This window comes from Marinospirillum minutulum DSM 6287, assembly GCF_000422325.1.
Lineage (GTDB): Bacteria > Pseudomonadota > Gammaproteobacteria > Pseudomonadales > Halomonadaceae > Marinospirillum > Marinospirillum minutulum.
The window spans coordinates 1-23,336 of record NZ_AULO01000008.1 but is presented as its reverse complement, the minus strand read 5'-3'; the positions used below and the strand labels follow the sequence as shown (position 1 = coordinate 23,336).

The 23,336-nt window shown below is 43.1% G+C and carries 19 protein-coding genes; 17 read left to right on the top strand and 2 right to left on the bottom strand.

The window, feature by feature from the left end; all coding sequences use genetic code 11:
- The first annotated feature begins 120 nt into the window (after positions 1-120).
- On the top strand, positions 121-1,152 hold the full coding sequence (locus tag H571_RS0100165; protein WP_027847536.1) for a GGDEF domain-containing protein: 1,032 nt from the start codon (positions 121-123) through the stop codon (positions 1,150-1,152).
- Between the two features lie 140 nt (positions 1,153-1,292).
- Positions 1,293-1,943 carry a peroxiredoxin gene (locus H571_RS0100160; protein ID WP_027847535.1) on the top strand — a complete coding sequence of 217 codons (651 nt, stop codon included), beginning with the start codon at positions 1,293-1,295 and terminating at the stop codon, positions 1,941-1,943.
- A 72-nt stretch (positions 1,944-2,015) separates the two neighbouring features.
- Here H571_RS0100160 and H571_RS0100155 read toward each other — a convergent pair whose 3' ends face one another.
- A complete protein-coding gene (locus H571_RS0100155) occupies positions 2,016-2,486 on the bottom strand; it encodes a MaoC/PaaZ C-terminal domain-containing protein (protein ID WP_027847534.1) in 471 nt (156 codons plus the stop codon).
- Between the two features lie 212 nt (positions 2,487-2,698).
- Here H571_RS0100155 and H571_RS0100150 point away from each other — a divergent pair, with 212 nt between their 5' ends.
- From H571_RS0100150 to purT, 14 genes are all read left to right on the top strand, one after another.
- Positions 2,699-4,330, top strand: a complete 1,632-nt coding sequence (locus H571_RS0100150) for an acyl-CoA synthetase (protein ID WP_027847533.1) — start codon at positions 2,699-2,701, stop codon at positions 4,328-4,330.
- A 175-nt stretch (positions 4,331-4,505) separates the two neighbouring features.
- Positions 4,506-6,131 carry an AMP-binding protein gene (locus tag H571_RS0100145; RefSeq protein ID WP_051168020.1) on the top strand — a complete coding sequence of 542 codons (1,626 nt, stop codon included), beginning with the start codon at positions 4,506-4,508 and terminating at the stop codon, positions 6,129-6,131.
- Between the two features lie 42 nt (positions 6,132-6,173).
- Positions 6,174-10,076 carry an ATP-dependent RNA helicase HrpA gene (gene hrpA, locus H571_RS13630; RefSeq protein WP_036216994.1) on the top strand — a complete coding sequence of 1,301 codons (3,903 nt, stop codon included), beginning with the start codon at positions 6,174-6,176 and terminating at the stop codon, positions 10,074-10,076.
- Between the two features lie 88 nt (positions 10,077-10,164).
- Positions 10,165-11,085 (top strand): alpha/beta hydrolase, encoded by a 921-nt coding sequence (locus tag H571_RS0100135; RefSeq protein ID WP_027847531.1) that lies wholly within the window; start codon positions 10,165-10,167, stop codon positions 11,083-11,085.
- A 17-nt stretch (positions 11,086-11,102) separates the two neighbouring features.
- Positions 11,103-12,230, top strand: a complete 1,128-nt coding sequence (locus tag H571_RS0100130) for a beta-ketoacyl-ACP synthase III (RefSeq protein ID WP_027847530.1) — start codon at positions 11,103-11,105, stop codon at positions 12,228-12,230.
- A gap of 4 nt (positions 12,231-12,234) precedes the next feature.
- The gene (locus tag H571_RS0100125; protein WP_027847529.1) at positions 12,235-12,996 is read left to right on the top strand and encodes an MlaA family lipoprotein; all 762 of its coding nucleotides are present in this window, start codon (positions 12,235-12,237) and stop codon (positions 12,994-12,996) included.
- A gap of 32 nt (positions 12,997-13,028) precedes the next feature.
- Positions 13,029-13,814, top strand: a complete 786-nt coding sequence (locus H571_RS13625) for a PP2C family protein-serine/threonine phosphatase (protein WP_051168019.1) — start codon at positions 13,029-13,031, stop codon at positions 13,812-13,814.
- Positions 13,815-13,816: 2 nt separating this feature from the next.
- On the top strand, positions 13,817-14,323 hold the full coding sequence (locus H571_RS0100115; protein WP_027847528.1) for an STAS domain-containing protein: 507 nt from the start codon (positions 13,817-13,819) through the stop codon (positions 14,321-14,323).
- 142 nt (positions 14,324-14,465) lie between these two features.
- Positions 14,466-15,560 carry a polyamine ABC transporter substrate-binding protein gene (locus H571_RS0100110; protein ID WP_027847527.1) on the top strand — a complete coding sequence of 365 codons (1,095 nt, stop codon included), beginning with the start codon at positions 14,466-14,468 and terminating at the stop codon, positions 15,558-15,560.
- A gap of 88 nt (positions 15,561-15,648) precedes the next feature.
- Entirely contained in the window at positions 15,649-16,761 is a 1,113-nt protein-coding gene (locus H571_RS0100105) for a polyamine ABC transporter substrate-binding protein (protein ID WP_084482566.1), read from the top strand.
- Between the two features lie 61 nt (positions 16,762-16,822).
- Positions 16,823-17,974: a polyamine ABC transporter ATP-binding protein gene (gene potA, locus H571_RS0100100; protein ID WP_027847525.1), complete on the top strand. Its 1,152-nt coding sequence runs from the start codon at positions 16,823-16,825 to the stop codon at positions 17,972-17,974.
- Positions 17,971-18,882: an ABC transporter permease subunit gene (locus H571_RS0100095; protein ID WP_027847524.1), complete on the top strand. Its 912-nt coding sequence runs from the start codon at positions 17,971-17,973 to the stop codon at positions 18,880-18,882. The genes potA and H571_RS0100095 overlap by 4 nt, the downstream gene beginning before the upstream one ends.
- Positions 18,883-19,719 carry an ABC transporter permease subunit gene (locus tag H571_RS13620; RefSeq protein WP_051168018.1) on the top strand — a complete coding sequence of 279 codons (837 nt, stop codon included), beginning with the start codon at positions 18,883-18,885 and terminating at the stop codon, positions 19,717-19,719.
- A 4-nt stretch (positions 19,720-19,723) separates the two neighbouring features.
- Positions 19,724-20,905: a formate-dependent phosphoribosylglycinamide formyltransferase gene (gene purT, locus H571_RS0100085; protein WP_027847523.1), complete on the top strand. Its 1,182-nt coding sequence runs from the start codon at positions 19,724-19,726 to the stop codon at positions 20,903-20,905.
- On the opposite strand, the gene H571_RS15680 is transcribed toward purT, so the two are convergent.
- The gene (locus tag H571_RS15680) at positions 20,846-21,073 is read right to left on the bottom strand and encodes a phage integrase N-terminal SAM-like domain-containing protein (RefSeq protein ID WP_084482564.1); all 228 of its coding nucleotides are present in this window, start codon (positions 21,071-21,073) and stop codon (positions 20,846-20,848) included. The two genes, purT and H571_RS15680, sit on opposite strands and share 60 nt — an antisense overlap.
- A 332-nt stretch (positions 21,074-21,405) precedes the next feature.
- Here H571_RS15680 and H571_RS15345 point away from each other — a divergent pair, with 332 nt between their 5' ends.
- Entirely contained in the window at positions 21,406-23,187 is a 1,782-nt protein-coding gene (locus tag H571_RS15345) for an ATP-dependent nuclease (protein ID WP_051168017.1), read from the top strand.
- Positions 23,188-23,336: the final 149 nt, after the last annotated feature.

Here is a 23,336-nt window from a genome sequence, read left to right as displayed (position 1 = left end):
ATTAGTGATAAATCTTGCGCTAGATTAAGTTGAACTTAAATAAACTTTAGATCCCTGTCTATTGTAAGTTTTAGTAATTATACTGAATTACCTTTTAAAGATGCATAGGAAGTCTGTCTAATGAACAGTAGCTACCGATTAATGGAGCGCCTTGCTCATATCACAGCTTTCAAAGATACACGGCGGCTGGAGTTAAGTTTACTTAAAACACTACACGAGCTTTTTAAGCCAGATACTCTGTCTTTGGTGAAACTAAATACCAATAATCAGCCGTTAGTTTTGATGCGTTATGATCCAAAAAAAAATCTAATGCAAGATGATGACCCTGCACTTTTAGGTGCTAGCACCGAGTCACTCATCATCAATGCGCTTAATCAAAAAAATTTAAATACTGCAACACCCAGGCAGCGTGAAAAAATATCTGTTTTTCCAGTGCTAGACTTATTTGATCTGAATCTTTGCCTAGTTTTAAATAGCTCTACTGCTTTATCAGCAGATGACATACGCTTAATTCGTAGCTTCCTAGATGTCTATCGTAACTTCTGCTTATTAATTGAAGATGTTCAGACAGATCAGCTTACAGGTCTGCTAAACCGAAAAACCTTTGAAGAAAACTTTCAGCGTATTAGTGAAGAACTTCCAGAAGAAAAGCAAAACCCTGATCCAGCCGATAGGCGTGCCGCAGCTCCAGCTGGTTTGAATGGCTATTGGATGGCAGTGATTGATATAGATGACTTTAAGCGAGTAAACGATACCTTTGGTCATGTGTATGGCGATGAAGTGCTTATTTTGCTGGCGCGACTAATGAAAGCTTGTTTTCGCACCAACGATCTACTCTACCGTTTTGGTGGCGAAGAGTTTGTTGTTATCGCCCAGTGTCAAAACTTAGAAAGCGCCCAGTTTGCTTTCGAGCGGCTGCGTAAAACTGTAGAAAACTATGATTTTCCGCAAATAGGGCAGGTGACAGTCAGTATTGGTGTAGTACAGCTGCAAACTGGGCTTTTGGCAACACCACTATTTGATCAGGCAGATCAAGCACTTTATCACGTTAAAAATAACGGCAAAAATCAAGTTGCGTTTTATCAAGAGCTAGTTAGCCGTGGGTTAATCAAGCCAGTTAAAACCCTTTTAGGTGAAGTAGAACTCTTCTAACCAGTCTTTTAGCTTGAATAAGCTAGGTTTTAGTTATTAATTAATAAAAACTATCAAACCTATTAAATAAGAGTTTTCTAAATTAGTTAGGTGTTGTGCTAAGGTAGCTACCAGTACCTCAAATCAATTGGAGAAACAACATGAGTGAAGTAACTAATCCTGTGCTACCTGGTTTGAATCAACCTGCACCTGACTTTGAAGCTAAAACAACTTACGGCGTTAAAAAGCTGTCTGACTATAAAGGCAAGTGGTTGGTGTTATTTTCTCACCCTGCTGACTTTACGCCTGTTTGTACTACTGAATTTATGGCCTTTGCTAAGTACCACCCTCAATTCCAAGAATTGAACTGTGAACTGTTGGGTCTATCCATTGATAGTTACTACTCCCACGTTGCTTGGGTGCGTAACATTAAAGAAAAATTTGGGGTGGAAATTCCTTTCCCAATCATTGAAGACTTGTCGATGAAAGTAGCCAATGCTTACGGCATGATTCAGCCAGGTGCATCAGATACTTCGGCAGTACGTTCGACTTATATCATTGATGATAAAGGTATTTTGCGTGCGATGGTTTATTACCCCATGACCAATGGCCGTTCAATTCCTGAGTTTTTACGCTTAATTAAAGCGCTACAAACCTCAGACAAACACGGTGTTGCAACCCCAGAAGGTTGGGAGCCAGGTGATAAGGTGATTGTACCGCCACCCGCCGATGCTGATGCTGCCGATGCGCGTGAAGGCGAAGGCTATGAATGTGTTGATTGGTACTTCTGTAAAAAAGACCTAGACCTATAAGCTTTAGCGTCTTTAAATTTAACCCCAGTAGAAGCTAGCCTCTACTGGGGTTTTTACTTTTTACGGCTGTAATTAACCGATAGTAATTTTAGGCAGGGTGGGTGCTTCTAATATAGCTTTTTCTGTTGGGGCAATAACAGTTGCCGTACCTAAAACTACTTTCTCATCTTTTTGGTTGGTTACTAGGCAGTCAAGAATAACAACATTCTTTTCCTTTTTTTCTTTTACAGTTAGTTGAACGGTTAAAGTGTCACCTAGCTTTACAGGGCGACGAAAGCTTAAATCTTGTCCCATATAAATAGTGCCAGGTCCTGGTAGGGTGGTTGCTAAAGCAGCAGAAATAAGTGAACCAGACCACATGCCATGCGCAATTTGTTCACCAAACATCGTGGTTTTGGCAAAGTCTGCATCCAGATGAACAGGGTTAACATCACCCGATACGGCTGCAAAAAGCACCAGCTCTTTTTCGGTTAAGGTTTTTTCAAAGATTGCTGAATCACCAAGGCTTAGTGTGTCGTAGGGGCGGTTTTCTAGGGTACTCATGGATAATTCCTTATAATTTATAAGCTAAATTTGTTGGCATAATAGGGTAACTCTTGGCATCATTGAAAACTAGTCGAGCGTTTGCTTGGCTAGTTGCAATTCGACAAGAGTCGTATGTTTTTACGCAGCAGCCTAAGGCTAAATATCTTAATGTAATTTTTTTACAAAAGCATGACGTTTTTACCCTGATAATTATTAATAGAGGCCACCACATGCAGCACACTAACATTTACAACCTGGGGCTAAATCAAAATGCAGCAAACTTTGCTGCTTTAACGCCAATTTCATTTTTACAGCGTTCGGCCAGTATTTTTCCTAATCATGTTGCACAAATTCACCATGATATGAAAATTACTTGGGCAGAAACTTACAAGCGTTGTGTGCGCTTAGCATCTGCTTTAAACAAGGTTGGTATAGCAGAAGGTGATACGGTTGCTTTTATTGCGCCTAATATAGTGCCTGTATTTGAAGCCCACTTCGGTGTGCCTATGTGTGGCGCGGTTTTAAATGCTATTAATACCCGCTTAGATGCTGAAGCCATTTCTTTTATTTTGCAGCATGCCGAAGCAAAAATTATTTTTGTAGACCGTGAGTTTTCTGAAGTTGCTTCACGTGCAATTAAAATGCTGGGTGCTAATCGTCCACGTATTATTCATATAGATGACCCTTTTTATGAAGGTGGGCAGTTAATTGGTGAAATGGACTATGAAGCCTTTTTAGCCACAGGTGATGAAGATTTTGCCTATAAAGTACCAAGTGATGAGTGGGATGCTATAACGCTTAACTACACTTCTGGTACCACAGGTAATCCTAAGGGTGTGGTTTACCACCACCGTGGCGCTTACCTGAATGCGGTTTCTAATGCCGTTTCTTGGGATATGGGCGATCACCCTGTTTATTTGTGGACGCTACCCATGTTCCACTGCAATGGCTGGTGTTTCCCTTGGACAATAGCCGCTACAGCGGGTACGAGCGTGAGTCTTCGTCATGTACGTGCTGATGACATTTATAACTCGATTCGTGACAATAAAGTGGGCTACTTCTGTGGCGCACCCATTGTTTTGAATATGTTGAACAATGCTGATGAAGCGCTTAAAGCGGGCATTGACCATGAAGTTAAAGTAATGACTGCTGGTGCACCACCGCCTGCCTCTGTAATTGAAGGCATGGAGTCTATGGGTTTTGTGGTTACTCACGTTTATGGTTTAACAGAAACCTATGGTCCTTGTGTGGTTTGTGCCTGGCATAGCGAATGGGATAGCAAAACACCAACTGAAAAAGCCCGTTTAAAATCTCGCCAAGGTGTTAAATCACCCATGCAAGAAGACCTAATGGTTGCCGACCCTGAAACCATGGTTCCTGTGCCTAAAGATGGTAAAACCCTTGGTGAAATCTTTATGCGCGGCAACCTAGTAATGAAAGGCTATTTAAAAAACCCACGTGCTACGGAAGAAGCTTTCCAAGGTGGCTGGTTCCGCTCAGGTGACCTGGCTGTTTGGCATGCCGATACTTATGTAGAAATTAAAGACCGTTCTAAAGACATTATTATTTCTGGTGGAGAGAACATTTCTTCAGTGGAGGTTGAAGATGTGCTTTACCGTCACCCTGATGTTTCTGAAGCTGCGGTTGTGGCACGTCCTGATGAAAAATGGGGTGAAACGCCCTGTGCCTTTATTACCCTAAAACCAGGTTCTAAAGTAACTGAACAAGACATTATGGACTTCTGCCGTGAAAACATGGCCGGATTTAAAACACCCAAAACGGTTGTTTTCTGCGAATTGCCTAAAACTTCAACCGGTAAAATTCAGAAGTTTGTTTTAAGAGATCAGGTTAAAGAGCTGTAATTTAAGCCTTTTTTGCCTTACAGCAAATTCAAGCCAGCCTTAGGGCTGGCTTTTTTTTATCACTACGGGTTATAGTAAACAAGCGTTTGAATTGATGTGTGTGCTAGTTAATTAACTAGACTTAAAGTCAGCACGTCACTTGCTAATCAACAATAATAAGCTGGCGAGGTTTGGTATGACAGAAATCGATATGAGTCGTTATGAGTCGGTATTACAGGTATTTGATGAGTCCTGTGCGCGTTTTGCAGACCGGCCAGCCTTTACCTGTATGGGTAAAACGATTACTTATGGACAGTTAGAAGAAAAAAGTCGCTACTTTGCCGCCTACTTACAAAATAATACGGACCTTAAAGAAGGTGATCGCATAGCGATTCAATTACCTAATACTTTAATGTTCCCTGTTGCAGTGTTCGGTGCCTTAAGGGCGGGTTTAGTGGTAGTAAATACCAACCCTCTTTATTCAGAAAGAGAGATGGAGCACCAGTTTAATGACTCAGGTGCAAGAGCCATTGTTGTATTGGCTAATATGGCACGTAGTGTACAAAAGGTATTGCGTTTAACTAACCTCAAGCATGTATTTGTAACTGAATTGGGTGATATGCACCCCTTCATTAAGCGCCATGCCATTAATAAGGTAGTTAAGTATGTTAAGAAGATGGTGCCAGCCTACCGTTTACCCTATGCCATACCTTTTCGTAAAGCCTTACACTTGGGTCGTAAAGGCCACTGGGTTCCTACCAGAGCAAAGCTAGAAGATATCGCTATTTTACAATACACAGGCGGTACAACAGGTGTAGCTAAGGGAGCGATGCTAAGCCACAAAAACCTAGTAGCAAATATGTTGCAGGCCAGGGGAGTAATCGATAGCGTACTCAATGAAGGTGGTGAAACTGTCGTTGCGCCCTTGCCTATGTACCATATTTACACTTTTACGGTTAACTGCATGGTGATGATGGAACAGGGTAATCATTCCTTGTTAATTACCAACCCACGTGATTTACCTAATTTTGTAAAAGAACTTAAAAACAACCACTTTACTGGCTTTGTAGGTTTAAACACCCTGTTTGTTGCCCTGTGTAACCGTGACGACTTTAAAGCGCTCGACTTTAGTAGTTTAAAACTAACCATTTCAGGTGGTATGGCACTCACTAAAACAGCCGCTGAGCAATGGAAAGCAGTAACAGGAAGCGATATTGCTGAAGGCTATGGCTTAACAGAAACCTCCCCCGTCGCTACCTTCAACCCACTAAGAGCCATTCAACTTGGCAGTATTGGTAAGCCGGTGGGTAGTACCGAAATTAAAGTTATTGATGAAAATGGCAGAAGTCTAGCCACAGGTGAGGCCGGTGAGCTCTGCATTCGCGGCCCTCAAGTAATGAAAGGCTATTGGCAGCAGCCAGAGGAAACAGCCAAAGTTCTAACGGCTGATGGTTGGTTTCGTACTGGTGATGTTGCGGTTATTCAAGACGATGGTTACGTTCGCATTGTAGACCGTAAAAAAGACATGATTAATATGTCTGGCTTTAATGTTTACCCTAATGAAATAGAAGATGTTATTGCCTCTCACCCTGATGTGCTTGAAGTGGCTGCTATAGGCGTGCCTGATGAGAAAAGTGGTGAAGCCGTTAAAGTCTTTATTGTTTCTCGTTCTGGTAATTTAACAGTCAAGGAAGTGCGTGAGTGGTGCAAAAAACGCTTAACTGCTTACAAAGTGCCACGCCATTTTGAATTCAGAGATGAATTACCTAAAACAAACGTTGGTAAGGTGTTGCGTAGGCAACTACGTGATGAAGCTAACTAGTTTCAGTTATACTAGTCGGCTTTAAGTTACCAAAGAGCCACCATGTTTAAGTCGGAACAAGCGTTATTGCAGCAATGCCTGCTAAAAGATGTACACCCCTTTAGCAGGCAGCTACATAAACTGCGAAAACTGGCTGGTCAGCCTAGTGCGGCTAGCCAGCAAGCTAAGTTAAGAGCCAAGCTAGAAGCCTCGGTTGCTAAAGTTGAGCAGCATAGAACGGTTTGGCCTAAGCTAAATTATCCAGACTTACCCGTTAGTGAACACCGCGAAAAAATTCTTGCAGCACTCAAAGAAAACCAAGTCTTAGTAATAGCCGGTGAAACGGGTTCAGGTAAAACCACCCAGTTACCTAAAATTTGCCTAGAACTTGGCTTAGGGGCGCGGGGTTTAATTGGTCATACCCAACCAAGACGTTTAGCCGCCCGTTCGGTTGCCCAGCGTTTGGCTGAAGAGCTAGCAGTGCCTTTAGGTGAGCAGGTGGGCTACCAAGTCCGTTTTCACGATCAGCAAAGCGATAACACGCTGATTAAGCTAATGACCGATGGTATTTTACTGGCAGAAACGCAAAAAGACCCTTTTCTAAACCGCTATGAAGTCATCATTATTGATGAAGCGCATGAGCGCAGCTTAAATATTGATTTCTTACTCGGTTATTTAAAGCGCATTCTGCCACGCCGTCCTGATTTAAAAGTCATTATTACCTCGGCCACCATCGACCTAGAGCGCTTTTCAAAACATTTTAATGATTGCCCAATTATTGAAGTCTCTGGCCGCACTTATCCGGTGCAGTTGGAATACCAGCCGCTATTAACCGACGACCCAGACACCGCCGATTTAACCTTACAGCAGGGTGTTTTGCAGGCATTAGAAAGCATAGAAAATGCCGAAGCCAGTAAAGGCTGGCTGCATGGCCCAAGGGATGTGTTAATTTTCTTGCCGGGCGAGCGTGAAATTCGTGAAATGGCGCATGAAATACGCAAAGCACAAAACTTTGGGCAGTTTCGCCATACCCAAGTGTTACCCCTTTATGCTCGTCTTCCCGCAGGCGAGCAGCAAAAAATCTTCCAACCCTCTAACCAGCGCAAGGTGGTTTTAGCCACTAACGTCGCTGAAACCTCGCTAACTGTGCCAGGCATTCGTTATGTAATTGACCCAGGCATTGCCAGAATTAGCCGTTATAGCGTGCGAGCCGGTGTGCAGCGCCTTCCTATCGAGGCAATTTCTCAAGCCAGTGCTAATCAGCGTGCTGGGCGTTGTGGCCGTGTGGCAGAAGGTTTGTGCATTCGTTTGTACAGCGAGGAGGATTTTAATGGCCGCCCTTCATTTACAGAACCCGAAATACGCCGCACCAACCTAGCTGCGGTTATTCTGCAAATGTTGTCTTTAAAGCTTGGCAACATTGAAGATTTTTCTTTTTTAGAGCCACCCGATAGCCGCACCATTAAAGACGGTTTTCGTTTGCTGTTTGAATTAGGCGCAGTAACGGCTCGCAATGACTTAACCCAGCTAGGGCGAAAGCTGGCGCGTTTGCCGGTTGATCCTCGCCTTGCACGTATGCTGCTGGAAGCTTCACAGCGTGGCAGCTTGCAAGAAGTGTTGATTATTACCTCGGCACTTACCCTGCAAGACCCTAGAGAACGCCCTGTTGAACACCAACAAGCGGCAGACCAAGCCCATGCCCAGTGGGCTGACCCTACTTCTGATTTTGCTGCTTTGGTGAACTTGTGGCGTGCTTATGAAACCCAGCGCCAAGATTTAACCGCCAGTCAGTTGCGTAGTTATTGCAAAAAGAACTTTTTATCTTGGCTGCGGATGCGTGAATGGCGAGACACCCACCACCAATTAAAACTGTTATGCCGTGAAATTGGCTTAAAAGAAAACAGCCAGCCAGCCGATGCAATTGCCCTGCACCAAGCGTTGCTAGCGGGTTTGCTTTCGAACTTGGGGATGCAGCAAGAAAACAAAGAGTTTTTAGGCGCACGTAACCGTAAGTTTTTTGTTCACCCAGGTTCTAAGTTAGCTAAAAAGCCGCCCAAGTGGATTATGGCCTCGGAACTAGTTGAAACCACCCGTTTATTTGCCCGCCTAGTTGCCAAAATAGAGCCAGAATGGGCGGAGCCTTTAGCCGAGCATTTAATTAAGCGTGATTATTCATCACCCCATTGGGAAAAGCGTGCAGCGCGTGTTGCCGCTTATGAAAAAGTAACCCTGTTTGGCTTGCCCTTAGTGGCAGGCCGTAAAATTGACTATGCCAAGCATGACCCAGAACTCTGCCATGAGATTTTTATTCGCTCAGGTTTAGTGGAAGGTAATTACGCCACTAAAGCCCCTTTTATGGCGCACAACCAAGCCTTGTTAGATGAAGTGCTGGTACTGGAAGACAAAGCCCGTAAGCGCGATATTCTGGTCGATGACGAAGTGCTTTACGATTTTTATGCCAGCCGCATACCTGAAGAAATTTGCCGTGGAGCAAGTTTTGAAAGCTGGCGCAAAAAAGAAGAAGCAACCAACCCACAATTATTATTACTAACAAAAGAAGAGCTGCTAGCCCGTACCACCGATGAAATCACCGATGATCTTTTTCCAGATATTTTAACTTGGAAAGGCATTAGCTGGCAGTTGCAATACAACTTCGCCCCCAGCGAAATTGACGATGGCGTGAGTATGCAAGTACCCGTTGCCATGCTTAGCCAGCTACCAGAAACCCGCCTAGAATGGCTAGTGCCAGGGTTATTACGTGAAAAATGTTTGGCGATGATGCGCGGTTTACCTAAGCAGGTGCGTAAGAATTTTGTTCCTTTACCTGATTACATAGATGCTGCTTTACAGGCGCTAGTACCCGATGATTTGCCTTTAGGTAAAGCACTAGGCTTGTTCTTTTATAAAACCACCGGCGTAAAAATAGATGAACAGCTTTGGGAAAGTATAGTTTTACCCGATCACCTTTTAATGAATTTTTACGTGCTGTCAGAAAAAGGTGAAAAATTAGGGCAGGGGCGAGACTTAGCCCAACTACGCAAAAAGTTTGCAGGGCAAATGCAGGCCGCTACCCAAGCCTTAGATTCAGGGCAGTTAAAAGCCAGTGGCGCAACAGATTGGAATTTTGGTGAATTGCCGCAGGTGTTAGAGCAACAACAAGCAGGCGTAAAAATTCAAGCCTTCCCTGCTTTAGTGGATGAAGGCGCAAGTGTCGGCGTTACACTGTTTGATAGCCCAGCCAAAGCACAATTTGCGACAGAAAAAGGCCTAGTGCGTTTAATTCGTTTAAGCCTGCCGCAAAAAGATAAATACCTACAAACCCAGTTACCTGGTTTAGACAAGCTAGCCTTAATGTTTACAAAAATAGGCACACGTCAGGCTTTAATTGATGATTTGTTAAATAGCAGTGTAAGAGAAGTTTTTTTAGCGGATAATGCCGAACTCTGGCCTAGAGATGAAACCGCTTTTCAGGCTTTATTAGAAAAACACCAAGCAGCCTGGGTGCCAGCAGCGACAGAGAAAGTAAAGTTAGCCAAAGCAGCGCTGGAAGCACAAGTGCCCCTAGCGGCTAAATTAAAAGGCAAGTTAGATTTAGCCAGTGCATTAACTTTTCAAGATGCGCGTCGACAATTAAACAGGCTGTTCGTTGTTGGCTTCATTTGGCAAGCAGGTAGCTGGCTAGCTCACTACCCTAGGTACTTAAAAGCTTTAGAAGTACGCCTAGAAAAAGCCAGCAGAGATAGAGTAAGAGATCAGCGTATCGCAGAAGAACTAGAAATCCTCTGGCAAGACTGGGAAAATCGTTATACTGCAATGCAGCAGCAAGGCGAAGTCAGTCAAGCTCTGGCTGATTACCGCTGGTTAATTGAGGAATACCGTGTTTCTCTTTATGCTCAGCAACTAGGAACGCAACAGGTGGTTTCTGCTCGTAGACTAGCAGAAGCTTGGACTAGGCTAGTAACCTAAACGTTTATCTTTTTAGAGTTATTATTTGATGAGTTTATTGCTTTGTACGAGCGTAAGATAATGCCTAGTAACCAGCAGGGAGGTAGGTATGAGTTATAAGAGTGCATTATCCGCTTCTATTGTTAAAGAACGGTTAAATATACCTGTAGCAAATCAACAGTTTGCACACTTGCTACGCATTCACCCAGAACAAGCTTCTGGACAGGCTGTGTTTATGCTGCATGGCTTAATGGATGACGCTAGCTGTTTTCATGATGCAGACACACAAACAGGCTTGGCCTACGTTTTAGCACGCGAGGGTTATGATGTTTATTTAGCTGAGCTAAGAGGCCGTCACCTAGATACTAAATCATTAAGCAACCTAGCATTTGGTGTAGAAGAAGCCCTAGTAGAAGACCTGCCCAAGCTGGTTGCAACCATGAATAAAACGGCTCAGCTAGAAAAACAAATTTGGATAGGGCAGGGTTTTGGAAGCCTGTTGCTGGCTAAGTATTTAGCACGTAACCCAGAAAAACTAACAAACATTCAAACACTAGTGCACTTTAGCCCTTTTCGTGAATCACAACCAACCGGCGCTGTTAAAAGTTTTTGGGTTAATTGGGTGCATAGGCGGGGAGTTAATCTACTGGGTAAGCTTTTGGGTTATATTCCTGCTATAAAGCTCAAATTAGGGCGCTCTAATGAAAGCCTTAATTTTTATCAAGAGGCTTTGTGCTGTTTAAATGGCACCTGGCAAAGCAAAGATAACTTTGACTACCTAAGTGAAGTGAAAAAGCTTGATTGGCCGCCTAGCCTTTATTTTGCCAGTCTGCACAGGTCTTGGCGTGGTAGTGAAACCGATGCTCGGGCTTTTATGTTTGATTTGGGTGATCACAATGCTCGCTTAATTAAGCTAGGTCGCCGTGTTGGAAACCAAAAAAATTACAAGCGTTCTGAACTCTGCTTACATGAAACAGCGGAACAAGATTATTATCCTCTACTCCTTAATTGGCTAAAAGAATTGCCCTAAATATAAATGAGATACTTATGAAACGTGTATTGATAACTGGAACTGGCCTTTTTACCCCTAAGCAAAGCATTAGTAATGAAGAGCTAGTTGCTTCGTTCAATACTTGGGTTACTAATTATAACCAAGAGCACGCAGCTGCTATAGAAGCAGGTGATCTAGAAGCTAAAACACCTTCTAGCGCAGAATTCATTGAAAAAGCATCCGGTATTAAAAGCCGCTTTGTTATGGACAGAGACGGTGTACTTAATCCTGACCGTATGAAGCCCTACCTACCAGAACGCAGCAACGATGAACCTTCAATTCAAGCAGAAATGGCCGTTACTGCTGCTAAAGAAGCTCTAGAAAAAGCAGGTTTGCAGGCTGCTGATATTGATTTAGTTATTCTAGCTTGTTCTAACCCACAGCGTGCTTACCCTGCAGTAGCGGTAGAAGTGCAGCAGCTCTTGGGTGCAGGCGGTTATGCTTATGATATGAACGTGGCTTGCTCTAGTGCCACCTTCGGCATTCAAGCAGGTTATAGCGCCATTCAAGCAGGGCAAGCAAAGCGAGTGCTAATGGTTAACCCTGAAATTTGTAGCGCCCACTTGAATTTTCGTGATCGTGATAGCCACTTTATTTTTGGTGATGCTTGTACAGCGGTTATTTTAGAAGCAGCCGAATTAGCAGAAGGAAAAAAGCATACCTTTGAAGTGTTTGCTTCCAAACTAATAACGCAGTTTTCTAATAATATTCGTAACAATGCTGGTTTTTTAAACCGTTGTGATGAAGCAGGCCTTGGTAAACTAGATAAGCTTTTTGTGCAAGAAGGGCGCAAAGTATTTAAAGAAGTTTGCCCTATGGTCGCAGCCATGATTAGCGAAACGTTGCAGCTAAATAATATTGCTGCCGAAGACTTGTCTCGCCTTTGGTTACATCAGGCTAACCTAAGTATGAATCAATTAATTTCCCGCCGTGTTTTAGGTCGTGAAGCAACGGCTGAAGAAGCACCGGTTATTTTAGACCGCTATGCTAATACCAGCTCGGCAGGTTCAATTATTGCCTTCCATTTGCATAACCACGATTTAAAAGCTGGTGATTTAGGTGTTATTTGCTCTTTTGGTGCAGGTTATTCGGCTGGTTGTTTGTTAGTCCGTAAGGTAGCTTAAGTAGATGCAGCACCCCAAGTATGCTAGTTGGTTAGGTTTGCTGGTTGTTGTGAATTTAATGGGCTGCTCAACTTCTGCACCCAAAGAGCAGCCTAAATACAATGATGACCCTTATGAAAGTTTGAATCGTAAAGTTTTTAGCTTTAACGAAAAGGTCGATGCTTGGGCACTTAAACCGCTAGCCAAGGGCTATAGGTTTATTACGCCTAAGTTTGTACGCCAAGGAGTACAAAACTTTTTTTCTAACCTAGGCGAAACCTCTAATGTTGCCAACAACCTTTTGCAGTTCAAACCCCTAGATGCAGGTAAAGACTTAACCCGCTTTACGCTTAATTCCACTGTGGGTGTTCTAGGTTTGTTTGAAGTGGCAACCCCTTTACTAAGCTTGCAAAGAAGCCAAGAAGATTTTGGGCAAACTTTAAATACTTGGGGTTTACCAGAAGGACCCTACCTAGTTTGGCCTTTTTTAGGTGGGCAAACCTTAAGCCACACAGTTTCTTTGCCTGTTGATTATTACTACCTTAACCCTGTGCCTTATGTTGTTAAAAGCAAAGAAGTGCGTTGGAGTTTAAGTGCTTTGCAGGTTGTACAACTGCGTGAAGGCGTTTTAGATGCAGAACAACTTATAAAAGGTGATCGCTACTCTTTTATTCGTGATGCGTATTTACAGCGTCGTGATTTTCTTGTGAAGGATGGACGTCTTGAGTCTGATCCTTTTTTAGAGGATGATGACTTCTACTTTGATGAAGCTGACTTTGCCGATTAATTGGCTGTTAGTTAAAGCGTAAAGAGGTGTGCATGAGCAAACCAGAGCAAGATGTCGCTTTGGATTACCAGCAACTAGTAGAAGAAAATGCTGAACTAAAAAGATCACTAGAAGCGTTAGAGCAAGATCAACTAGCTGCTTACCAAATGCAACACAGGCTGCTACCAACTAACCTAACCTTGGTTGAAGGTTTTAGGTTAAATTACCTGTTGCAGCCAGCGCTCCACCTCTCGGGTGACTTTCTAGATTTTTGGTCACCCCAACCAAACAAATTGGTTTTTTACATTGCCGATGTCTCAGGTAGTGGTTCTGCTTCGGCACTAGTCACTATTTTGCTTAGGTATTTGCTAAAAAAATACACCAGTCAAGGTGAATTAAGTCCTGCCGAGCTTTGTGCTAGAGTAAATAAAGAATTGTTAGCTTCAGGGTTAGAAAAACACATCACTCTTGTACTTGGCTGTTTAGATATTCCTACTAAAAAACTAAACTACACTTTGGCAGCTCATCTGCCAGTACCTTTAATTGTGGGTGAAAATGAAGTAAAAGAGCTAGAAGGTGAAGGTTTACCTGTTGGCCTCTTCCCAGGAGCGGCCTACAAGGATTACACTTGCACCTTTCCTGAACAGGGAAAATTATGTATGGCCAGTGACGGCGTGCTAGAAGTATTGCCTGGGCAGGGTTTACAAGCCAGGCAACAGGAATGGCAGCAATTGGTGGCCGCTACAGGCGGAGACGTAGAAACCCTGTTACAACGCTTGGCTAACCCACAGGTTGGTTGGCCAGATGATGTAACCTTGATGACTTTAAGTGGTTGTTAAATATGCATACAGGTAAGTTGCTGTCGGCTAAGTCGCAGCACACCTTTATACTGAAGCTAGTGGGTGATGTACGACTAACGCTTTGTTGCACCTTAGATAAGCTGTTAGAACGCATTTTTGCAGACAAAGAAATCAATAGCTTTATTATTGATTTATCACAAACCGAAAACCTAGATAGCACCACTTTAGGGTTATTAGCAAAAATAGCGGTGCAAGCCTCTAGCAATGGGCTGGCACAACCGAGTATTATCTCGCCTAACCAAGACATTACCCTTTTGTTAGAGTCCATGGGTTTTCGTCAGTACTTTATTTTGCTTAAACAACCACTAACAACTAGCCAGGAACTCCACGAAGTACCTCAGCTAGCGGGTTCAGAAGAGCACATTAAAGCTCAGGTACTTGATGCACACCTAACTTTAATGTCGATGAATGAGCGCAATAAAGAAGTGTTTAAAAGTGTAGTGCAAGCACTAGAAGAATGTTCTGAACCTGATTGTCCTGAAAACTAACACCGGCTAACCCTTGCTAAGCAAGCTTTGTTACCACTTACATCTAACTGTTTTACCTGCTTTGAATTGGAAAAAGGCTTTTGCCTTAGCCCTATGGCTTTTTATTGTTGTTATTAACCTAAGTATTAAAGGAGCTGTGCAAGTGAAAAAAACTAAGCAAATGTTATTGGCCACTGCTTTAAGCATGGCTGTAGCTTTAGGTGTGCAAGCTGAGCAACGTCAACTCAATGTTTACCATTGGTCAGACTATGTAGCACCTGACACAATTAGCAACTTTGAAAAGCAAACCGGCATCAAGGTGGTTTTTGATGTGTACGACAGCAACGAAGTGCTAGAAGCTAAGCTGCTTTCTGGGCGCTCTGGCTACGATATAGTTGTGCCTTCTAACCCTTTTTTAGCCAAGCAAATTAAAGCTGGGGTTTACCAAAAACTAGATAAAAGCCAGCTAACGGGTTGGAGCAACCTAAATAAAGACTTATTACGCACGCTAGAAGTCAGCGATGCCGGTAATCAGTATTCTATTCCCTACATGTGGGGTTCGATTGGTATTGGTTATAATGTTGATAAGGTGAAAGCGGCTTTAGGCGACCAAGCTGTTGACTCTTGGGATGTGATTTTTAAGCCTGAAAATATCAAAAAACTACAGGAATGTGGCGTAGCTGTTTTGGATTCTCCTACAGAGATAATTCCAACAGCTATGCATTACTTAGGTTTGCCGACAGACAGTGAAAACCCTGAGCATATTAAACAGGCTGAAGCTCTGTTGTTAAGCATTCGCCCTTATGTCACTTATTTTCATTCATCTAAGTACATTTCAGACTTAGCTAGTGGCAATATTTGTGTTGCTGTAGGTTATTCGGGTGATATTTATCAAAGTAAAGCACGTGCTGAAGAAGGTAAAGGTAAGGTGCGTGTTGCTTATAATATTCCACAAGAAGGTGCCGGTACTTTCTTTGATATGGTCGCTATTCCTAAAGATGCCAAAAATGTTAAAGAAGCGCACGAGTTTATTAACTATTTGCTAGAACCTCAGGTGATGGCAAACTTAACTAACTACTTACAGTTTCCTAACGCTAACGACCAAGCAACCCCCTTAGTTGAGGAAGGCATACGCACTGATCCAGGTATTTATCCACCTGCAGAATTAATGAGTAAGCTCTATACCTTTCCTGACTTTTCAGCTAAAACACAGCGCTTGCTAACCCGCAGTTGGACAAAAATCAAATCGGGCAAGTAGCAAAAATTCAATTTGTTCTACTCAAAACCTTGGGCTGCTAAAAGGCGGCCCACTTCAAAATTAGGAGGGTGTACTATTGCCTAGATTGATGCACAGTCTTGTTTTAGCTCCAAAGGCGAGCTTTTTTAAAGTTGCATGCTTTATTCTTGTTGCAACCCTGAGTGCAGCGACTCATGCCAATTCTAAAGTGCATGTTTACAACTGGTCAGATTATATAAGTAAAGATGTGCTTGAAGAGTTCACCGCATCTACACAAATTCAAGTTGTTTATGATGTGTTTGATTCTAACGAAGCCCTAGAAGGTAAGTTGCTAGCAGGTCGTAGTGGCTATGATGTGGTTGTTCCTTCCGATCACTTTCTTGCAAGGCAAGTACGCGCAGGTGCTTTTGATAAGTTAGATAAAAGCCTACTACCAAATTTAAAAAACCTTCAGCCACAACTTATGGCGCAGGTAGCTAATAATGATCCGGGTAACCAATATGCTGTGCCTTATTTATGGGGTACTAATGGCATAGGTTACAACGTCGATAAAGTTAAAGAAGTGCTAGGCGTGGATAGTATTGATTCTTGGGCGGTTTTATTTGAACCTGAAAACATGAAGAAGCTCAGCAGTTGTGGCGTGGCTTTTTTAGATTCTGCCGATGAAATGTTACCTGCCGCATTAAACTATTTAGGCCTAGACCCTAACAGCCACAAAACTGCTGATTATAAAGCAGCTGAAAAAAAGCTGGCTGAAGTGCGTCCTTACGTTACTTATTTCCATTCTTCAAAATACGTTGCCGACCTAGCCAATGGCAATATTTGTGTTGCTGCGGGTTTTTCTGGCGATGTAATGCAGGCTGCCGACCGTGCCGATGAAGCCGGGCAGGGTGTGAATATTGCTTATGCTATTCCCAAAGAAGGCGCTAACCTTTGGTTTGATATGTTGGCTATTCCAGCCGATGCCGGTAATAAAGCAGAAGCCCATGCCTTTATTAACTACCTGCTAGAGCCTGCGGTGATTGCTAAAGTAAGCGATTATGTTGGCTACGCTAACCCTAATCGTTATGCCGATGCGCTAATGGATGAAGACGTTCGTAATAATCCGGCGGTTTATCCTGCTCAAGCGGTATTAGATAACTTGTTTATCTCTAAGTCTTTGCCAAGCAAAGTGCAGCGCGTAAAAACACGTAGTTGGACACGTTTTAAATCTGGGCGTTAGTTTTATTTATTAAGATTAAAAGCTCAGCTTCTTAGCTGGGCTTTCTTTTTTGGAGAACTCTATGGCACTAGCTTCGGGCGCTTATAAAAAAGCACTGGCTAACATGCAAAAGCCAAAAGACGTGTTAGTTAAAATTGAGCGGGTTACTAAGTACTTTGATGAAACCCTAGCCGTTGATGAAGTCACGCTTGAAATTAATAAGGGTGAAATTTTTGCACTCTTGGGTGGCTCTGGTTCGGGAAAATCGACCTTACTACGCATGCTGGCCGGTTTTGAAATGCCTAGCGAAGGGCGCATTTGGTTGGATGGCGTGGATATTACTAAGCTGCCGCCTTACGAACGTCAGATAAACATGATGTTCCAGTCTTATGCTTTATTTCCGCACATGACGGTTGAGCAAAACATTGCCTTTGGCCTTAAGCAAGATCGCCTACCTAAAGATGAAATTACTGAACGCGTCGCAGAAATGCTGAAACTGGTGCACATGACTCAGTATGCCAAGCGCAAGCCCCATCAGCTTTCAGGTGGTCAGCGTCAGCGGGTGGCCTTGGCACGCTCCTTGGCTAAACGCCCTAAGCTATTACTTTTAGATGAGCCGATGGGTGCGCTGGATAAAAAACTGCGCTCACAAATGCAGCTAGAGCTAGTCGAAATTATTGAGCGAGTCGGTGTTACCTGCGTAATGGTAACCCACGACCAAGAAGAAGCCATGACCATGGCCGAACGCATTGCCATTATGCACCAAGGCTGGATAGCCCAGGTGGGTAGCCCGATGGATATTTATGAAACACCGGCCAGCCGTTTAGTCTGTGAGTTTATTGGTAATGTGAATTTATTTGATGGTGAAATTATTGCCGATGATTCTGACCATGCAGTGATTGCTTGTGCCCAGCTAGAACGCCCCATTTATATAGGTCATGGTATTACCAGCTTGGCAGAAAATAAACAGGTCACCTTTGCACTGCGCCCTGAAAAGCTATTATTGAGTAGCGAGCCACCAGAACTAGAACACCAAGATTATAACTGGGCGCAAGGCCTAGTGCATGATATTGCCTATTTGGGTGGTCATTCGGTTTATCACGTACAACTTAAATCTGGCAGTATAGTGCAAGCCTTTATAGCTAATTCAGAACGTAACGTAAAACGCCCCACTTGGGACGATCAGGTTTATGTGCATTGGGTTGACGACAGTGGCGTGGTATTTCAATCATGAAAAAACTAGGCAATAAATTGCTCGGATTGCTGCCCAAAGGCCGCCATGCAGTGATTGGCGTGCCTTTTTTCTGGATGCTGTTATTTTTCCTTTTACCCTTTGCCATTATTATCAAAATTAGTTTTGCCGAAGCCGATATCGCGATTCCGCCCTATACCAGCCTAACCGCTTGGGCAGATAACCAATTAACGGTGCTGCTAAATTTTGGTAACTATGTATTGCTAAGCGAAGATGGGTTGTACTTAGCGGCTTATTTAGGCTCGCTAAAAATTGCATTTTTCAGCACCCTGCTGTGTTTGCTAGTGGGCTACCCTATGGCCTATGCCATTGCCCGTTCTGACAAACAAATGCGCCCCGTTTGGCTTTTGTTAGTGATGATGCCAACTTGGACTGCTTTGCTAATTCGTGTTTATGCTTGGATGGGTATTTTAAGCAATAACGGCCTATTAAATAACACCCTTATGTGGCTGGGCATTGTTAACGAGCCAGTACAAATTCTAAATACCAACATTGCTGTGTATATCGGCATTGTTTATGCCTACCTGCCATTTATGGTATTGCCGCTCTATGCCAACTTGGTTAAGCACGATTTATCACTTCTAGAAGCAGCCTCAGACTTAGGTGCTAAAAGCCTAACCGCTTTCTGGAAGATTACTTTGCCCTTATCTAAAAGCGGCATGATAGCTGGCAGTATGTTGGTATTTATTCCAGTAGTGGGGGAGTTTGTTATTCCAGAGCTATTGGGTGGCCCTGAAACCTTGATGATAGGCAAGGTGCTGTGGCAGGAATTCTTTAATAACCGTGATTGGCCCGTAGCCTCTTCTTTGGCAGTGATTATGCTGTTGCTGTTAATTATTCCCATTATTTTATTTAACCGTAACCAAGCGCGTGAACTGGAGGGCAAATAAATGACCAGTTTTCGTTTTTCACGCTTTATGCTCTTTGCAGGTTTAACCTTTATTTACCTGCCCATGCTAATTTTAGTGATTTATTCTTTTAATGCTTCACGCCTAGTGACCGTTTGGGGTGGTTGGTCAACTAAATGGTATGCCGGTTTATTAGACAATACCCAGCTAATGAATGCGGTATTGCGCTCTTTAGAAATTGCCAGCTACACAGCCATAGCTGCAACAGCCTTGGGAACTTTAGCCGCTTTGGTGCTAACACGTATTGGGCAGTTTAAAGGCCGCACGCTATTTGGCGGCATGGTAACAGCACCTTTGGTTATGCCCGAAGTGATTACCGGTTTGTCCTTATTACTGCTTTTTGTAGCCATGGCACAACTGATTGGCTGGCCAATGGAAAGGGGTGTAGTGACCATTTGGATAGCCCACACCACCTTTTGTACAGCCTATGTTTCAGTGGTGGTATCGGCTCGGTTAAGAGAAATTGATCGTTCGATGGAAGAAGCAGCGATGGATTTAGGTGCCAAACCTTGGAAGGTGTTTTTTTTAATTACCCTGCCAATGATTGCACCTTCTTTAGCGGCTGGCGCGATGATGTCTTTTGCCCTGTCGTTAGATGACTTGGTATTGGCAAGCTTTGTTTCTGGCCCAGGTTCCACCACCTTACCGATGGAAATTTTCTCAGCGGTACGCATGGGTGTTAAACCCGAAATTAATGCCATAGCTAGCTTAATACTGCTGTTTATTTCAGTCATTACCTTCCTGTTGTGGTTTTTTACCCGCCGTGCCGAAGAAAAACGCAAAAAAGCCCTACACAAGTTCAAAACCTATAAAGGATAACCCCATGCCAACCTTAGGAACTCCACTTTCTAGCAGTGCTACCCGCGTTCTACTTTGTGGTGGTGGCGAACTAGGCAAAGAAGTAGTCATTGAATTACAACGCCTAGGTGTTGAAGTGATAGTGGTTGACCGCTACGCCAACGCACCCGCCATGCAGGTAGCCCACCGTTCGCACGTAATTTCAATGCTAGATGGTGCTGCATTAAGAAAGGTTATTGAATTAGAAAAACCACACCTGATAGTTCCAGAAATTGAGGCCCTAGCCACTGACACCTTGGCAGAATTAGAACAAGAAGGTTTTAAGGTCATTCCTAGCGCTCGTGCTACGCAACTGACCATGAACCGTGAAGGCATACGCCGCTTAGTTGCAGAAGAATTAAACATTGCAACTTCGCCCTACCGTTTTGCCGACAACTTGGCCGATTTTAAAACCGCAGTTGCCCAAATTGGTATGCCCTGTGTGGTAAAGCCGATTATGAGTTCTTCAGGCAAAGGCCAAAGCACACTAAAAAATGCAGACCAAATAGAGGCGGCTTGGCATTATGCCCAAGAAGGTGGCCGTGCCGGTGGTGGCAAGGTAATAGTTGAAGGCTTTGTAGGCTTTGATTATGAAATTACCCTGCTGACAGTGCGCCATGTGGGTGGCGTCAGCTTTTGTGAACCTATCGGCCATTTGCAGGAAGACGGCGATTACCGTACTTCTTGGCAGCCACAACCCATGAGTGAAACCGCCTTAAAAACTTCACAGCAAATAGCAGAAAAAGTAACCACGGCTTTAGGTGGGCAGGGCGTATTTGGGGTCGAACTGTTTATTCGTGGTGATGAAGTGTTGTTTAGTGAAGTGTCACCCAGACCGCACGATACTGGTTTGGTGACGCTTATTTCACAGAATTTATCTGAATTTGCGTTACATGCCCGCGCAATTTTAGATCTGCCCATTCCAAATATTCGCCAATACGGCCCAGCCGCATCAGCAGTGATACTTCCTGAAGGTAAATCTAACACCACCACTTTTGGCAACCTGCAACAAGCCCTAGCAGAACCAGACACCCAACTACGTTTATTCGGCAAACCCGATATCAACGGCAGCCGCAGAATGGGCGTGGCTTTAGCACTGGCTGATACACTAGAAGCAGCAAAAGAAAAAGCCAGTAGAAGTGCCGCAGCAGTGAAGGTGAGTTTTTAGGGTTAAAAGCTTAAGCATTTCTAAATTACCTAAATTCTGAGGATGCTGTTTTTTATGAAATAAAATAAAGTATTTAATCCAATACAAGTAAGTTTTTTCAGTTTTAAGCGCATAACCTTTTTGACGCAAATCCATACGTATCGAGTTTAAAAATGGGCTTTTCAACATAAATACCACCTTTTAATATAGCTGTTTATTTATACAGTCTATTTTGGTTGATATTTTGAAATGTGCCTGTTTTAAACCTTGACCCTGCTCAATCTTCTGCTAGATATTTATTTAAAGCTTTAAGAAACAGATGCTTACAGAATTATAGAGTAGGATAGTGTGCATGCAGTGAGCGGGATAGGCGGCGTGCTTGAATTGTAACTAAAGGTTAGCTTGTTTTTTCTGGTAAAATCTTTAGCATTCAGGGTTATATATTAGTTTTTAGTAAGTAAACAAAAGCTGCAAAATGAGCATGCTTACTAATACGCTGTTATGCCTTTTAAGGAAGAATCGTGAAGATCGAGAAAATAACAATAAAAAATTGGAGATCAATAAAGGATCAAGTCATCTATGCACAGGACTTGATGGTGATAATTGGTCAAAACAATCACGGAAAATCAAACTTATTGTCTTCAATATTGTTTTTCTTCGGTGAAATTAAGCATCATGATTTGGATTTTCATAAAGGCTCCACGGAATTATTTGTTGAATTGCAGTTTGGATGCCTAGATGAATCTGACAATACAACCTTCAAAAAATATTTAACCTCCGAAGGCAAAATTGTAGTTAGAAAAACAGCGTACTTAGGCGGTAGCTTTGAGTATCGTGGTTATATCGAAAACCCTACAGAAGAATGGCTCCAAGAGGCAAATGCTAGCGCATACACAAAAAGAGAGTTGGCCAGCAGTCTTCAATTTCATCCATTTATCCCTGCTACAGGAAGAATTTCAAAGCAAGATATTGTTAATGCTCAGGCTGCCTACATTCAACAAAATCGAGATGCAATAAAGTTTAGCTATGAGCTTGAGGCTACAAATTTTCTAGGTCTAAAGTCTGTCGCTAGTGGAATATTCGGGGAGGTATACTTCATTCCTGCAGTCAAGGAAGCGTCTGACGACTTTACTTCAAAAGATTCTAGCGTCTTCGGAAAAATGTATTCCGACGTTGTAGCATTAATGTCAGAAAGCAACGATGAATGGAAGACAACTAAAGAAAATTTAGGGAAGCTTTTCGAAACACTGAATAAGAAAGACAAAGATGGCAATGTAAATGAAGGGCGGCCTAAGCAGCTTTCGGATTTTGAAGAAGAACTCGCGACAGAATTGGTTACATGGGGGGCAAGAGTTGATATTGAGATAAGCTCCCCAGATATTGAAAGTGTATTCAAAGCAAACACGCAAGTGTGGGTTGATGACGGGGTAAGAACCGATATAAAGCGTAAAGGTCATGGATTACAGAGAGCATTAACAGTTGCACTGATCCAAGTTGTCGCCAAAAGAGCTATTGCAGCCGCTGCGAATAATGGCGATGAGGGCGAAGGCGCAAGAAAAGTATCAAACTCCAGGTACTTTATTTTTGAGGAACCTGAGCTTTATCTGCATCCTCAAGCACAGCGATCCTTATTTGATTCGTTCGTTAATCTTTCGGAGTCTGGAAGTCAGGTCATTCTGTGCACTCACTCTAGCGGCTTAATTGATGTTGAACGATACAAGTCAATCTACATTGCCACCAAAGAAACCGGTTCGGATGAGACTACAGTAAAGCAATGTGTGGATGATCTATTTGAAGGTGACGCAAAAAAGGACTTCAATTTATCCTATTGGATAAATCCAGACAGAGGCGAGTTATTTTTTGCTAGCAAGGTTGTGTTGTTGGAAGGGGCTACAGAAAAGACTGTTTTTCCTTTGCTGGCAAAAAAAATTGGGGTGTTTAGATATGATTACACGCTTATTGATTGTGGTTCTAAAGACAACATTCCGCTCTATGTCAAATTGCTCAACAAATTCAAGATACCCTATGTGGCTGTATATGATCGTGATCATCAGCAAGGAAAAGGCGCAGATGCTATTGCCTCGGCTAATACATCTACCCAAAAGATAGAAGATGTCATCGATCCCGCCGTAGGAAAATCTCTTGTCTTGGTTAACGATATAGAGGAGGAGCTTGGGCTTCCAAAAGGAGGTAGTAGCAAGCCCTATATCGCTTTGAATCATGTCACCTCTCAAGGATTTACTTTGAGTGAGGGGATGAAGCAGAAAATCAGCCTCGCGTATGGCATCGAAGTCGAGGCATAACAATGCGCTGCACTTGGACAAATTTACGCTGCGCTTCAATTTGCCAGTGAGCGCGGCGTTAGCTGTGATTGCCCCACCTGAAAAGTGATACTATAGTGTCACTATTAGTCTGATTTAGGGTGAGCCCATGAAAGTTGAGCTTGTTACGA

Excerpts from the sequence above, each read along its gene's own strand:
- H571_RS0100165 (WP_027847536.1), top strand. The coding sequence starts at position 121 with ATGAACAGTAGCTACCGATTAATGGAGCGCCTTGCTCATATCACAGCT.
- H571_RS0100160 (WP_027847535.1), top strand. The coding sequence starts at position 1,293 with ATGAGTGAAGTAACTAATCCTGTGCTACCTGGTTTGAATCAACCTGCA.
- H571_RS0100155 (WP_027847534.1), bottom strand. The coding sequence starts at position 2,486 with ATGAGTACCCTAGAAAACCGCCCCTACGACACACTAAGCCTTGGTGAT.
- H571_RS0100150 (WP_027847533.1), top strand. The coding sequence starts at position 2,699 with ATGCAGCACACTAACATTTACAACCTGGGGCTAAATCAAAATGCAGCA.
- H571_RS0100145 (WP_051168020.1), top strand. The coding sequence starts at position 4,506 with ATGACAGAAATCGATATGAGTCGTTATGAGTCGGTATTACAGGTATTT.
- hrpA (WP_036216994.1), top strand. The coding sequence starts at position 6,174 with ATGTTTAAGTCGGAACAAGCGTTATTGCAGCAATGCCTGCTAAAAGAT.
- H571_RS0100135 (WP_027847531.1), top strand. The coding sequence starts at position 10,165 with ATGAGTTATAAGAGTGCATTATCCGCTTCTATTGTTAAAGAACGGTTA.
- H571_RS0100130 (WP_027847530.1), top strand. The coding sequence starts at position 11,103 with ATGAAACGTGTATTGATAACTGGAACTGGCCTTTTTACCCCTAAGCAA.
- H571_RS0100125 (WP_027847529.1), top strand. The coding sequence starts at position 12,235 with ATGCAGCACCCCAAGTATGCTAGTTGGTTAGGTTTGCTGGTTGTTGTG.
- H571_RS13625 (WP_051168019.1), top strand. The coding sequence starts at position 13,029 with ATGAGCAAACCAGAGCAAGATGTCGCTTTGGATTACCAGCAACTAGTA.
- H571_RS0100115 (WP_027847528.1), top strand. The coding sequence starts at position 13,817 with ATGCATACAGGTAAGTTGCTGTCGGCTAAGTCGCAGCACACCTTTATA.
- H571_RS0100105 (WP_084482566.1), top strand. The coding sequence starts at position 15,649 with ATGCACAGTCTTGTTTTAGCTCCAAAGGCGAGCTTTTTTAAAGTTGCA.
- potA (WP_027847525.1), top strand. The coding sequence starts at position 16,823 with ATGGCACTAGCTTCGGGCGCTTATAAAAAAGCACTGGCTAACATGCAA.
- H571_RS0100095 (WP_027847524.1), top strand. The coding sequence starts at position 17,971 with ATGAAAAAACTAGGCAATAAATTGCTCGGATTGCTGCCCAAAGGCCGC.
- H571_RS13620 (WP_051168018.1), top strand. The coding sequence starts at position 18,883 with ATGACCAGTTTTCGTTTTTCACGCTTTATGCTCTTTGCAGGTTTAACC.
- purT (WP_027847523.1), top strand. The coding sequence starts at position 19,724 with ATGCCAACCTTAGGAACTCCACTTTCTAGCAGTGCTACCCGCGTTCTA.
- H571_RS15680 (WP_084482564.1), bottom strand. The coding sequence starts at position 21,073 with ATGTTGAAAAGCCCATTTTTAAACTCGATACGTATGGATTTGCGTCAA.